At 64.2% G+C, this 13,066-nt stretch carries 12 protein-coding genes and 1 pseudogene; 8 read left to right on the top strand and 5 right to left on the bottom strand.

Translation table 11 applies throughout. The features are described from left to right. Positions 1–152: 152 nt before the first annotated feature. From rpmH to FJ988_RS31560, 4 genes and pseudogenes are all read left to right on the top strand, one after another. Entirely contained in the window at positions 153–287 is a 135-nt protein-coding gene (gene rpmH, locus FJ988_RS11075; RefSeq protein ID WP_008833937.1) for a 50S ribosomal protein L34, read from the top strand. A gap of 16 nt (positions 288–303) precedes the next feature. Continuing rightward, positions 304–657, top strand: coding sequence for a ribonuclease P protein component (rnpA, locus tag FJ988_RS11070; RefSeq protein ID WP_140817419.1), 354 nt, complete (start codon positions 304–306; stop codon positions 655–657). A 13-nt stretch (positions 658–670) separates the two neighbouring features. Next, the gene (gene yidC, locus FJ988_RS11065; RefSeq protein WP_140817417.1) at positions 671–2,488 is read left to right on the top strand and encodes a membrane protein insertase YidC; all 1,818 of its coding nucleotides are present in this window, start codon (positions 671–673) and stop codon (positions 2,486–2,488) included. 54 nt (positions 2,489–2,542) lie between these two features. After that, positions 2,543–2,702: pseudogene (locus FJ988_RS31560) on the top strand (DNA polymerase III subunit epsilon); the annotation flags it as partial. A 519-nt stretch (positions 2,703–3,221) separates the two neighbouring features. Here the strand turns inward: FJ988_RS31560 and FJ988_RS11060 are convergent. From FJ988_RS11060 to FJ988_RS31375, 3 genes are read right to left on the bottom strand one after another with little or no spacing between them, the layout of a single operon-like run. Further along, on the bottom strand, positions 3,222–4,766 hold the full coding sequence (locus FJ988_RS11060; RefSeq protein ID WP_140817414.1) for a DHA2 family efflux MFS transporter permease subunit: 1,545 nt from the start codon (positions 4,764–4,766) through the stop codon (positions 3,222–3,224). Beyond that, positions 4,763–6,052 (bottom strand): HlyD family secretion protein, encoded by a 1,290-nt coding sequence (locus FJ988_RS11055; RefSeq protein WP_140817412.1) that lies wholly within the window; start codon positions 6,050–6,052, stop codon positions 4,763–4,765. The genes FJ988_RS11060 and FJ988_RS11055 overlap by 4 nt, the downstream gene beginning before the upstream one ends. Beyond that, the gene (locus tag FJ988_RS31375) at positions 6,045–6,176 is read right to left on the bottom strand and encodes a hypothetical protein (RefSeq protein ID WP_281407747.1); all 132 of its coding nucleotides are present in this window, start codon (positions 6,174–6,176) and stop codon (positions 6,045–6,047) included. Before FJ988_RS31375 ends, FJ988_RS11055 begins: the two co-directional genes overlap by 8 nt. Before the next feature lie 164 nt (positions 6,177–6,340). Between FJ988_RS31375 and FJ988_RS11050 the strand changes: the two genes are divergently transcribed. From FJ988_RS11050 to yihA, 3 genes are all read left to right on the top strand, one after another. Further along, the gene (locus tag FJ988_RS11050) at positions 6,341–6,655 is read left to right on the top strand and encodes a hypothetical protein (RefSeq protein ID WP_140817410.1); all 315 of its coding nucleotides are present in this window, start codon (positions 6,341–6,343) and stop codon (positions 6,653–6,655) included. Between the two features lie 93 nt (positions 6,656–6,748). Further along, entirely contained in the window at positions 6,749–7,387 is a 639-nt protein-coding gene (locus FJ988_RS11045; RefSeq protein ID WP_140817408.1) for a CatB-related O-acetyltransferase, read from the top strand. Continuing rightward, complete coding sequence (gene yihA / locus FJ988_RS11040; RefSeq protein ID WP_181183502.1) at positions 7,384–8,055, top strand: ribosome biogenesis GTP-binding protein YihA/YsxC; 672 nt, start codon at positions 7,384–7,386, stop codon at positions 8,053–8,055. The genes FJ988_RS11045 and yihA overlap by 4 nt, the downstream gene beginning before the upstream one ends. Before the next feature lie 352 nt (positions 8,056–8,407). Here the strand turns inward: yihA and FJ988_RS11035 are convergent, their stop codons facing one another. After that, positions 8,408–10,792, bottom strand: coding sequence for a DNA translocase FtsK (locus tag FJ988_RS11035; protein WP_140817406.1), 2,385 nt, complete (start codon positions 10,790–10,792; stop codon positions 8,408–8,410). Between the two features lie 197 nt (positions 10,793–10,989). Further along, a complete protein-coding gene (locus FJ988_RS11030) occupies positions 10,990–11,688 on the bottom strand; it encodes a TetR/AcrR family transcriptional regulator (protein WP_140817403.1) in 699 nt (232 codons plus the stop codon). 134 nt (positions 11,689–11,822) lie between these two features. Here FJ988_RS11030 and FJ988_RS11025 point away from each other — a divergent pair, with 134 nt between their 5' ends. After that, positions 11,823–13,016 carry an HlyD family secretion protein gene (locus FJ988_RS11025; protein WP_140817401.1) on the top strand — a complete coding sequence of 398 codons (1,194 nt, stop codon included), beginning with the start codon at positions 11,823–11,825 and terminating at the stop codon, positions 13,014–13,016. The last annotated feature ends 50 nt before the right edge of the window (positions 13,017–13,066 follow it).

Below are 13,066 nucleotides of genomic sequence, written 5' to 3'. Positions count from 1 at the left end.
GATTGACTTCCAAAAACCTTCTTTCTATAAGCCCGCTCACGCTCGGGCCATTCGTCCCGGCGCGGTTTCGATCGCGCCTAAGCCGGCCCGGCAAAGCTCCTGTTACACCGTGACAGAATCAAGAAGGGCCGCACCCCGCGGTATTAAAACAAATGAAGCGTACCTACCAACCGTCCAAACTCGTCCGCAAGCGCCGGCACGGTTTCCGTGCCCGCATGGCCACCAAGGGTGGTCGCGGTGTCGTTGCAGCCCGCCGCAACCGCGGCCGCAAGCGGCTCAGCGCCTGAGCGAAAGACGAGATCGTTGCCCGCAACCGGCAAGCCAAACGGACAAGCTCCTGGGCGGCTTCTGAAACGCGCGGATTTCCTGGCTGTGCGCGGCGGTGAGAAACGCCGCGGGCGGCTTTTTCTCGTTGAAGTGCTCGACCGCGGCGACCAACTTGCGCCGCGCGTCGGCTATACCGTCACCAAGAAAGTCGGCAACGCCGTGGTGCGCAACCGCGTGCGGCGCAGGCTGCGCGAAGCCGTGCGCACGCATGCCGCCGATGACATGGCGCCTGGCAATGACTATGTCATCGTCGGGCGCGAAGACGTGCTCGCCGCTCCATTCGGCCAGTTGAAGGCCGAGCTTTCCCGCCGGCTGCGCGGAACACGATAGGCCAAGGGCTTCGATGGAAAACAACCGCAATTTCTACATCACCATCGCGCTGTCGGTGCTGATCCTGTCGCTGTGGCAGGTGTTCTACATGGGTCCGCGCATGGAGCAGCAGCGCGAGCAGGCCCGCATCGAACAGCAGCGCGCCGAGGCGCAGAAGAAGGAAGCGGCTGGCGCCAATCCCAGCGCGGCTGGGACGCCCGCCCCGGCGGCTGGAGCTATCCCGAACGCACCGGGCGGCGACGCCGTCGCCGTCGAGAGCCGTGACCAGGCCGTTGCCGCGACCAAGCGCGTCAAGATCGACACGCCCAGCCTCGAAGGCTCGATCAACCTGACGGGCGCGCGCCTCGACGACCTCAAGCTCAAGCACTATCGCGAGACCGTCGACAACAATTCGCCCGAGATCCAGCTGCTCAACCCGCAGGCGCTGCCCACCGGCTATTTCGCCGAGATCGGCTTCGTCGGCAGCGACAAGACCGGAACCGTGCCTGGCGCCGATACGGTGTGGACCGTCGACGGCAATCCGACGCTGACCCCCGACACTCCGGTGACGCTGACCTACACCAATGACAAGGGCCTAACCTTCAAGCGCACCATCTCGGTCGACAAGGACTACATGTTCACCGTTTCCGACACGGTGCAGAATTCGGGAAGTGCCGCCGTCAGCCTGTTCAACTACGGGCGCGTCACGCGCTACGACAAGCCGGCGGTCGCCAGCACCTATGTGCTGCATGAAGGCCTGATCGGCGTCACCGGCACCGAAGGGCTGACGGAATACAAATACGCGGCCATCGAGAAGGACAAGGAAGTCAAGCCGGGCAAGTCGACCGACGGCTGGCTCGGCATTACCGACAAATACTGGGCCGTCACCATGGTGCCGACCGAGAAGCAGCCCTTCCAGCCGCGCTACGGCTTTTTCGAGGACGGGCGCCACCGCTATCAGTCCGACTTCCTCACCGATGCCATCAATGTCGATGCCGGCCAGTCCGCCACCGTCGAGACGGAGATATTTGCCGGCGCCAAGGAAGTCGCCAAGATCAACGCCTATGAGGCTGACCGCCACATTCGCCAGTTCAACCTGCTGATCGACTGGGGCTGGTTCTATTTCATCACCAAGCCGATGTTCTGGCTGATCGATACGCTCTACAAATTCTTCGGCAATTTCGGGCTGGCGATCCTGGCCACCACCGTCATCGTCAAGGCCATCTTCTTCCCTCTGGCGAACAAGTCCTACGCCTCGATGGCGAACATGAAGAAGGTGCAGCCGAAGATGCTGGAGATCCGCGAGAAATACGCGGACGACAAGATGAAGCAGCAGCAGGCGATGATGGAGCTCTACAAGACCGAGAAGATCAATCCGCTGGCCGGCTGTTGGCCGGTGGCGCTGCAGATCCCGGTGTTCTTCTCGCTCTACAAGGTGCTCTACATCACCATCGAGATGCGGCACGCGCCGTTCTTCGGCTGGGTGCACGACCTTGCGGCGCCCGATCCGACGTCGATCTTCAACCTGTTCGGCCTGCTGCCCTTCGCGGCGCCCGCCTTCCTGCCGCATATGGGCGCCTGGGCGGTGGTGATGGGCATCACCATGTTCCTGCAGATGCGCATGAACCCGGCGCCGCCGGATCCGACGCAGGCCGCGATCTTCACCTGGATGCCGGTGATCTTCACCTTCATGATGGGCTCGTTCCCGGCCGGCCTGGTCATCTACTGGGCCTGGAACAACACGCTGTCGATCCTGCAGCAGGGCGTGATCATGAAGCGCCAAGGCGCCAAGATCGAATTGTGGGACAATCTGGCGGCGATGTTCAAAAAGAAACCATCGCCGGCGGAATAGAAGGCCTCTCACCCAACGCAGAACCCCAGCTTCGGCTGGGGTTTTTTGTTGCCTGATATCGACATTTCCGTCGGCGTCCGGCCGATCGCCCTGCCGTCGCGGCTGACCGAGGCAGACCCGCGCGGCGCATGCAGGCTTGGTCGGCACGCTCGGTGAAAAGGCGCTGTGGCTTAAAGCGCGTCGCGCTGAATCGGAATCAGGCGACGCGCTTTAAGTCTTTGTTTTGATGCATGTCGTTGTCCCAGAACCGCGACACACTTCTGGGCGACATGCATTAAGGTGGTGGCGGGGGAGCCGGCGCTGTTGGCGCTAACCTACGCGGTTAGCCGTATCCCTCCGTGACGTCGTCATACTCGGGCTTGGCCCGAGTATCCATGCCGTGACCTCTGCCGTGGAGTGCAATGGTGCAGAATTCTGCAACCGCTGCAACGCCTTGGCGTAACGGCATGGATTCCAGGGTCTGCGCCGCGTCGCTTCGCTCCTTGCTCCGCCCTGGAATGACGATCGTGCGAAGGTTTTCGCCAATCGCCGGCGTCTCCAACAAAAAGCCCCGGCACGAAACCAAGTTTCTCTACAATTTTCGGAAAAATTATCGAGGCCGTGAAACTCCGTGACGGAGTGCCTCGTATGATCCCAGTCCTCCCCAAAAAGCCGGACGGCTTCCGGCGCAGCGACGCCGGTGTTTGGGAGGCTGTCCGGCAGGCCGGGGTCCCGCGGCGGGACCCCGGCCTTTTTATTCCATGACGGCGCTGTGGTCGACCTTGGCCGGCGTGCCGGGCTTGCGCAGCAAGAGCACCAGCGGGATGGCTGCAAGCGACAGAACCATCATCAGCTTGAAGTCGTCGACATAGCTGATGACCGTCGCCTGCAGCGTGACCAGGCCGTCGAGCGCGGCGCGGCCGGCGGCGGTGTAGGGGCTCAGCGCCTGCGAGACCGCCGGATCGCTGAACGCCTGGTTGTAGGGCGTCACATAGGCGGCGATGTTTTCGTGGTTGATCTGCTGGTTCTGCGTCAAAAGTGCTGAAACCACCGAGATGCCGACGCTGGAGCCGATGTTGCGCGACAGATTGTAGAGGCCGGTGCCTTCCGAGCGCCGCTCCGGCGCCAGCGTGGCGAAGGTGATGGTGGTGAGCGGCACGAACAGGAAGCCGAGACCCGCGCCCTGGATGAAGCCGGTGCTGATGATCGTCCATTGCGAGACGTCGGGGGTCCAGCCGGTCATGTCGTACATCGCCCAGGCGGTGATGGCGAGACCGATGAACAAAAGCCAGCGCGTGTCGACCTTGCCGACCAGGCGGCCGACGACGAACATGCAGGCCATGGTGCCGAGGCCGCGCGGGCCCATGACGATGCCGGCGGTCACCACCGGATAGCCCATCAGCGTCTGCAGATAGGGCGTCATCAGCGCCAGCGAGGCGAGATAGGTGATGCCGATGATGAAGATGAAGATCATGCCGACGGCAAAGTTCCGGTCGAGGAACAGTTTTGGGTTAACAAACGTATCCCGCGCGGTGAAGGTGTGGACGATGAAGATGTAGAAAGCCGACGCGCAGATCAGCGCCTCGACGACGATCTCGGCCGAAGAGAACCAGTTGAGCTGCTCGCCGCGGTCCAAAAACATCTGCAACGCGGCAATGGCGACGCTGAGCATGCCGAAGCCCAGCCAGTCGAGCCGCGCCTTCAAGTCGAGCTTGGTCTCCTGGACGAACATCGAGACGCCGGCGAAGGCCAGCAAGCCGATCGGCACGTTGATGTAGAACACCCAGCGCCAGGAGACGTTTTCGGTCAGCCACCCGCCGATGACCGGGCCGAGCACCGGGCCGACCATGACCGAGACGCCAAAAAGCGCCATGGCCGAGCCGCGCTCCTCGACGCTGTAGATGTCGAGCAGGATCGACTGCGACAGCGGCACCAGGGCAGCGCCGAACAGGCCCTGCAGCAGGCGGAAGCCGACGATCTGCGGCAGCGACTGGGCAAAGCCGCACAGCACCGAAGCGACGACGAAGCCGGTGATCGCCACAAGCAGGATGCGCTTGCGGCCGAAGCGGTTGGCGAGATAGCCCGACGGCGGCGTCATCACGGCTGCGGCCACGATATAAGAGGTCAGCACCCAGTTGATCTGGTCGGCGCTCGCCGAGACGCTGCCCTGGATATAGGGCAGCGCGACATTGGCGATGGTGGTGTCCAACGCCTGCATGATGACCGCCAGGATGACGCAGGCGGTGATGGCGCCGCGATTGGCGACCACGGGCGCGCCTGTCGCGGAAGCGGTGGTCATGACTTCGTCTCGAAACGCTTGATGAGGTCGGTGACGAAATCGGGCAGGCCGCGGGCATGGCCGGTGTCGATGTCGACGACGGCGCTCATGCCACCGCGCAGGGGCGGCTTGCCGTCCGGATCGTTAATGGTCACGCGCATCGGGATGCGCTGCACGACCTTGACCCAATTGCCCGAGGTATTCTGCGCCGGCAGCAGCGAGAAGCTGGACGAAGACGCCGGGCTGATCGAGCCGACCGTGCCGTGCCAGACCGCGCCCGGATAGCCGTCGATCGTGATCGTCGCCTTCTGGCCGGGCCGCACATAGGTGAGCTCGGTTTCCTTCGGCTCGGCGGCGATCCAGATGTCGGTCGACGACACCAATGCGAAGGCCGGCTGCGAGGCCGGCAGGTATTTGCCCACCTGCAGCGCGTCGACATTGGTGACGATACCGTCGAACGGCGCCTTGACGGTTGCGTCGTTCAGGTTGCGCTGCGCATCATCCACCGCCGACTGGGCCTGCAGGTAGAAGGGGTTCTGTTCGACCGGCTGGTTGGCGTCGCCTCCGAGCTGGGCAAGCATCGACTGCGCCGTGGCCTTGGCGACGATCACCTTCTGGCGGGCGGCGACGAGATCGTGCTGGGCGCTGTCGAAGGTCGCCTTGGAGGCGGTGGAGGTCTTGAGCAGGTCCTGCTGCCGCTGGAACGCCGCCTCGTAGTAAGGGATGTCGGCCTCAGCCTGATCGATCGCCGCCAGCGACTGCTGGTAGCTCGCCTGCAGCGTCAGCACCTGGTTGCGCACCGTGCCGAGCTGCGCCTTGGCGCCGGCGAGCGCGGTCTGGAACGAGGCTGGGCGCAGACGGAAGAGCACGTCGCCCTTCTTCACCGCCTGGTTGTCGTGCACGTCGATCTCGTCGACGGTGCCGGAGACATCGGTGGAGACGCCGAGCGACTGCGCCTGGATATAGGCGTTGTCAGTGGTCATGACCTGGCCGCCGACGACATAGTAGTAACCGCCGGCCGCCAGCGCGATGGGCAGCAGCGCAAACAGGATCGGACGGGTGCGGCTGCGGCGCGGCTTGACAGGAGCCGGAGCGGCGACGGTGACGGCGGCAGGCTTCGGCGGCGCGGTCGGCGCCTCGAGGGCGGCAGGCTCCGGAGCGACGGGCGTTTCCAGCTCATCCTCCTCGATCGCGGGGCTGGGCGCACGCCTTTGCTCGCGCTGGCTGTCCAGGCGAATGACCTGGTCGCTTACTCTGTCGCCGACAGTGTCCTCGGCGGGCTTTCTGGGTGAGGTTCCTTCAGACATGGACTTTCTCCCGGTCGACGGCCGGCTGGGTACGGGCCTCGAGCAGATTGGAATTGGTCAAGCGTGTTGCGAACAGGCGCGCGACGTCGTGCAGCACGAAGCTGATCTTGGATGAAGTGGACATGGGAGGTCAGCGAGTCGGCGACAACTTTTCGTGAGCATGCTTATTATCATCATGCACATAATCCTGCTGGACGCGCAGCGCAAGACCGACTAAGGCGCTTGGTAAAAATATCGCATAGGCCAGAACCCGACCTGACCGGCCGGCTTCGCGGCAAGGACGAGACGATGAACCGGCTTAAGATCACCATGCTGGCGCTGTTAGCGGGATACGCTTTTCCCGCTGCCGCGAAGGAGGCCGTCAGCTGCGGCGGAGCGGCGATGCTGGGCGGCGCGCAGCTCAACTGCAGCCACGTGCAACCCAAGGCGCCGCCGCAATTCTGCACCTTCAGCTGGGCTCTGCACACAACGAGCGGCGACCAGAAAATCGTCGAGGGCAGCTTCTCGCTGCCGCCCGGCGCCTCGAACGTCCAGGTCTATCAGGGCAGCGGTTTCGACAGCGCCCTTTCCAACCCGATCGTCATCTGCCGCGGCAGCCATTGAAGGGTTGGTGCCGCGGCCGGATCACGTTAGTTTGATCGGATGTCGACGCCGCCGGCCATGCCGGACCACGCCTTCAGCCATGGAGGGACCGCGATGACCGGACCCAATCCCAACATCAAGCACCCGATCGCGATGCATCCGCGCGTCGGCTTCCTGAAGGGGCTGGTGACGGCGCCCAACATCGAGATCGGCGACTTCACCTATTACGACGATCCGGACGGTCCCGACAAATTCGCCGAGAGATGCGTGCTGCATCACTACGACTTCATCGGCGACCGGCTGATCATCGGAAAGTTCTGCGCCATCGCCGAGGGCGCGCGCTTCATCATGAACGGCGCCAACCATGCGATGTCGGGCTTCTCGACCTATCCGTTCAACATCTTTGGCCATGGCTGGGAGGAAGGGTTCGACCCGAAGAGCTGGGCCAAGGAGATCCGTGGCGACACCATCATCGGCAATGACGTCTGGATCGGCATGGATGCGGTGATCATGCCGGGCGTCAAGGTCGGCCACGGCGCCATCATCGCCGCGAAATCGGTTGTCACGCATGACGTGCCGCCTTATGCGATCTTTGCCGGCAACCCGGCCAAGGTGGTCAAGATGCGCTTCGACGATTTTACTGTCCGGCGCCTGCTCAAGGCCGCCTGGTGGGACTGGCCGGTGGACAAGATCAGCCGCAACCTCGACGCCATCCGTGGCGCCGACATTTCGAAACTGGAGGCCGCGGCTTGAACGCGCCAGACAAGACCACTAACGACACGGCGATCAGCCCCGAGCTATTCACCCGCGGCTGGATTTTCATCCGCGGCGTGCCGTCGATGAAGTTCCTGCCGCCGGAAGGCCCGCCGGAGATCGCCTTCGCCGGCCGCTCCAATGTCGGCAAGTCGTCGCTGATCAACGCGCTGGTCGGCCAGAAGGGGCTGGCGCGGACCTCGAACACGCCGGGACGCACGCAGGAGCTCAACTATTTCGTGCCTGACGGCTTCTCGGGCGAAGGCGCCGACCTGCCGCCGATGGCGCTGGTCGACATGCCGGGCTACGGCTACGCCAGCGCGCCGAAGGACAAGGTCGATGAATGGACCAAGCTGATCTTCGAATATCTGCAGGGACGCGTGACGCTGAAGCGCGTCTATGTGCTGATCGATGCCCGCCACGGCATCAAGGCCAAGGACGAGGAAGTGCTGACCCTGCTCGACAAGGCGGCGGTGTCCTACCAGCTGGTGCTGACCAAGACCGACAAGATCAAGGCGGCCGGCGTGCCTAAACTGATCGAGGCGACGCTGGCAAAGATCAAGAAGCGGCCGGCGGCGTTTCCCGTGGTGCTGGCGACATCATCCGAAAAGGCCGACGGGCTGGACGAGTTGCGCGCCGCGATCGCGCTGGTGGCGAACGGCGGCTAGAGCCCGCCGCAACCGCGTCAGATAAGACAAGGCAGGACCAGTTCCCCAGCACAGAGATTTCTTACCGGCCGACTGTGCGTGCACTGGCATATCCCATGCTTTGGAGATTGGCAGAAACGCCCATCGCGATCGTCATCCACGGGCGGAGCAAGGAGCGTAGCGACGCGCGCAGACCCGAGGATCCATTCCGTGACTTAGAAGCACCGCGGCGGTCCAGAATTCTGCACCGTTGCATACTTCGGTAGATGAAACGGCATGGATTCTAGGGTCTTCGCGACGGAGCTTCGCTCCTGCTCCGCCCTAGAATGACGAAGTTGGGGGAGGTGTTTGGGGCAATTTCAAACGCCACCGCTCACTCCGTCTCGTCGCGTTCCGGCTCGCGGTCGCGTCGGCCGGTGAGGATTTCGCGCTTGCCGACATGGTTGGGCGTGCCGACCAGGCCTTCCTTCTCCATGCGCTCGACCAGCGAGGCGGCGCGGTTGTAGCCGACGCCGAGGCGGCGCTGGATGTAGGAGGTCGAGCATTTCTTGTCGCGCTTGACCACTTTGACCGCCTCTTCGTAGAGCGCGTCGCCATCCTCTTCAGCGAGCGCGCTCTTGTCGAAGACCGGGGCGGTGTCGACCTCTTCCTCGGCTTCCTCCTCGTCGGCGGTGACGGTGTCGAGATATTCGGGACGGCCCTGCGCCTTCAGATGCGCCACCACGTGCTCGACCTCGAGGTCGGACACGAACGGGCCATGCACGCGCGCAATGCGGCCGCCGCCGGCCATATGCAGCATGTCGCCCTGGCCGAGCAGCTGCTCGGCGCCCTGCTCGCCCAAAATGGTGCGGCTGTCGATCTTCGATGTCACCTGGAAGGAGATGCGGGTCGGGAAATTGGCCTTGATGGTGCCGGTGATGACATCGACCGAAGGACGCTGCGTCGCCATGATCAGATGAATTCCGGCGGCGCGCGCCATCTGCGCCAGCCGCTGGATGGCGCCTTCGATCTCCTTGCCGGCGACCATCATCAGGTCGGCCATCTCGTCGACGATGATGACGATATAGGGCATCGGCGCGAGGTCGATCTCGCGTTCCTCGAACAGCGGCTCGCCAGTGCCCTTCTCGAAGCCGACCTGCACCTGCATGGCGACGACCTCGCCCTTGTCGCGGGCGCTGGCTGCGCGCTGGTTGTAGCCGTCGATGTTGCGCACGCCGAGACGCGCCATCTTGCGATAACGCTCCTCCATCTCGCGCACCGCCCATTTGAGCGCCGTCACCGCCTTCTTGGGATCGGTGACGACCGGGGTGAGCAGATGCGGGATGCCGTCATAGACCGACAGCTCCAGCATCTTCGGGTCGACCATGATGAGGCGGCATTCCTCCGGCTTCATCCGGTAGAGCAGCGACAGGATCATGGTGTTGATGGCGACCGACTTGCCCGAGCCGGTGGTGCCGGCAACCAAAAGATGCGGCATCTTGGCGAGTTCGGCGATGACCGGCTCGCCGCCGATCGTTTTGCCGAGGCCCAAAGCCAGCTTGCAGGAGGTGTTGCGGAAACCGACGGAGCCAATCAGCTCGCGGAAATAGACGGTCTCGCGCGTCTCGTTGGGCAGTTCGATGCCGATGACGTTGCGGCCCGGCACCACGGCGACGCGCGCCGAGACGGCCGACATGGAGCGGGCTATGTCGTCGGCCAGACCGATGACGCGGCTGGATTTCACGCCCGGCGCCGGCTCGAATTCGTAAAGCGTGACGACCGGACCCGGTCGGACATGGATGATCTCGCCCTTGACGCCGAAATCCTCCAGCACGCTTTCCAGAAGATCGGCGTTCTGCTCCATGCGCTCCTGCGACATGTAGAAGCCCTGGCCTTCCGGCGGCAGCTGCAGCAGCTCCTCGGAGGGAAGTTCGTAGCCGGCCGGAACGGTTGCGGGCGCGATCTTGCCCGCGATGGGCAAGGAGGGCGTCGGCTTGGCAGCCCGGGCGCTCGCGGCGCGAGCGGGCGGCGCGATCCCCGCCGGAACGGCTTCAGCGGCCGGCGTGACTGCCGGCGTCGACGCCGGGTCGGCGAGCGTCGCGTTGGAGCGCCATTCGATGACGCGATAGAAGGCTGCCGCATCGCTCATCAGAGCGGGGCGCGGCTCACTCGGCTGCGGCACTGCCTGGGTGGACACGGGCGGACGGATCGCACCGCCGGATTGCTGCGCCGCTTCGTTCTGGCGCCGCGCCAGGCGCTCGGCCAGGAACGGCATGCCGAATTCGAAGAAAGCGTGATCGGACAGATAGGACCAGCGCAGTCCGCTCGGGCGGGGCTTCTGCGCAGGCAGGGCGACGGGACGCGGCGACGCGGCGGGGGCAGCGGTGACAGCTGGCCGAACAGGGTTGGTCTTCGCAGGGGCCGGCGGGTTTGGGACAGGTTCGGCTACAGGGGCGACCTTACGCTGCGCGCCGTCTTCAACCGGCAGCGTCGAGCGCTTGACGATCTCGGTATCCGGGGTGCGCGTGAAGCGCACATTCGGCGCGAGAAAGAAATAATTCTGCCAGGCCGGCAGGCCGAACTCGTCGGCGGGCGAATCGGGCGATGCGTTGCGGGCGGCGTTCGATTCTGCCTCGGGCATGGCTCGCAGCGGCACCACCTGCCCTGCCTGCTGGGCCGCGCCGTGGCGCCCGGTTTCCCGCTCGTTGCGACGGTCGTCGTCGCTGTCATAGGCCGAAGCGCCTGGCAGATTGGCACGAGGGAAACGCATGGATGTCATACTGGAGACTCGCCGATTGCACGTCTCCCGAGACATAGAAAGCGATGGTTAACAGGTCCTTCCGAAAGCCCTCGGCGAGGCGGTCATCGGCAGACAAATTTCGTCAGAAGAAACTTGAATCGGAGGCGCGCCAAAAGCGCGCCGCAACTCTCGGGGCGCGCTTTTGTTACGGCTACCGGAAAACGCGTTCGGGGGCGTCAGGCCAGCTGCGACGCCCGCTCCTCGGCGAAGAGCTGCTCGCTGCCGTAGGCCTTCAGGAACACATCGACGCCGGAGCGCACGACCTTCTCGATCTCGGACTGGCTCGGCGCCTTGGTGCGGTACGAAAAGATGCACTGGCGGAACAGGCCGGCGAGGCAGAGTTCGGTGAACTGGTAGGCGGCGAGATCGACATCATCGATAGTAAGCAGGCCGCGCGAGACGGCCTCGTTCAGGAAAACCATCATCCTGTCGTGGCCGCGCTTGGGGCCGCGCTCGTAGAAGCGCGCGCCAAGCTCAGGAATCCGGTCTGCGGCACCGACCACGGTGCGCTGCGCCTGGATGACCCTGGCCGAGGTGATCTTGACCGAAAGCGCCATGCCGAACTTGACCAGCGTCTTGCGCAGGTCGTCGAAGTGATCGAGCACCTCATACAGGTTCTTGAAGATGGTGCCGCGCTCTTCCTCGATGAGAGCTTCGAACAGCTCTTCCTTGTTTTCGAAATAGACGTAGATCGTGCCCTTCGAAACACCGGCCTCGCGGGTGATATCGTTCATCGAGGCCGCCTCGAACCCCTTGTCTATAAAGACGCGGCGAGCGCCCTCGATGATCTGGGCGCGCTTCATCGGATCCTGCCCGGCCGCTGGGCGGCCCTTGCGCAAGTCGAGCAGATCGCTATCGGCTGTCGTGTCGACCATGGACGTTAATCCCTAGAAAATAATTCGAACCACTCGGTTCGATTTCCTCTTGATATGGGCCTCTTTCCGCGCTATGTCAATCACCAATTCGAACCGAACGGTTCAGTCTGACTGACAATCCTAGAGAGATTACCATGTCCTCGAACGCGCCCGCCACCGCCGAAGTCCGCACGTTTCCAAACGCCAAGGTCCAGCCCTCGACCGAAGCCCCGGAAACGCCCATCCAGCCCGCCGCTCCGGTCGAGGCGCCCGCCGCCGAAGCCCCGGCCAAGAAGAAGCGCTCCGTGCGCTCTTTCCTGTTGCCGGTCATCGGCCTCGCGCTGCTCGGCGCCGGCGCCTATTACGGCTATAATTACTGGACCGACGGCCGTTTCATGATCTCGACGGACGACGCCTATGTCCAGGCCGACATGTCGTTCGTTTCGCCGAAGATCTCGGGCTATATCGCCAAGGTGCTGGTGAGCGAGAACCAGCAGGTCAAGGCCGGCGATCCGCTGTTCCTGATCGATGACGGCGACTACAAGATCGCCGTCGGCCAGGCCGAGGCGCAGATCGCCACTCTGGCAAAGACGCTCGACCGCATCGATGCGCAGACCAAGGCCGCCGAGGCCTCGCTGGCTCAGGCCAAGGCCTCGAAGGTCGCCGACCAGGCCGCCGCCGACAATGCCGGCCGCGCCCAGGTGCGCGCCGCGCAGCTCCTGAAGACCCATGTCGGCACGCAGGCCCAGCTCGACGACGCCCAGACCGCGCTGGACCAGGCCAATGCAGCACTTGTCGGCGCCGACGCGCAGATCACCGCTGCCCAGGCCAATATCGGCGTGCTGGAAGCCCAGCGCGCGGAATCGGCCTCGACGCTGGCCTCGCTGCAGCTGACCCGCGACAAGGCCGCCCGCGACCTGTCCTTCACCGTGCTCAAGGCGCCCTATGACGGCGTAGTCGGCAACCGCTCGGTCGAGCAGGGCGACCTCGTCAGCCCCGGACAGAAGCTCGCCGTCGTCGTGCCGATGGACAAGCTCTACATCGTCGGCAACTTCAAGGAGACGCAGCTCGGCCATCTGGTGGCCGGCGAGAAGGTGCGCATCACCGTCGACGCCATCGACGGCCAGACCTTCGAAGGCACTGTATCTTCGCTGGCGCCGGCTTCGGGCGCGGTGTTCTCGCTGTTGCCGCCGGAAAACGCCACCGGCAACTTCACCAAGGTGGTGCAGCGCGTTCCGGTCCGCATCGACGTGCCGGCCGACGTGTTGAAGACGGGCAAGCTGCGCGCGGGCCTCAGCGTCGTCGTCGCCGCCGACAGCCGCACCGCGCCTGCCGCGACCACCAACTAAACACCTGGGGGGACGGCTCAGTGGCCGATTGAGCGCTGAGCCGTCCAGCC

The organism is Mesorhizobium sp. CU3 (assembly GCF_006442965.1).
Taxonomy (GTDB): Bacteria; Pseudomonadota; Alphaproteobacteria; order Rhizobiales; family Rhizobiaceae; genus Mesorhizobium.
Note: the sequence above shows the minus strand (reverse complement) of the source record. Positions and strands in the feature narration are given on the sequence as shown.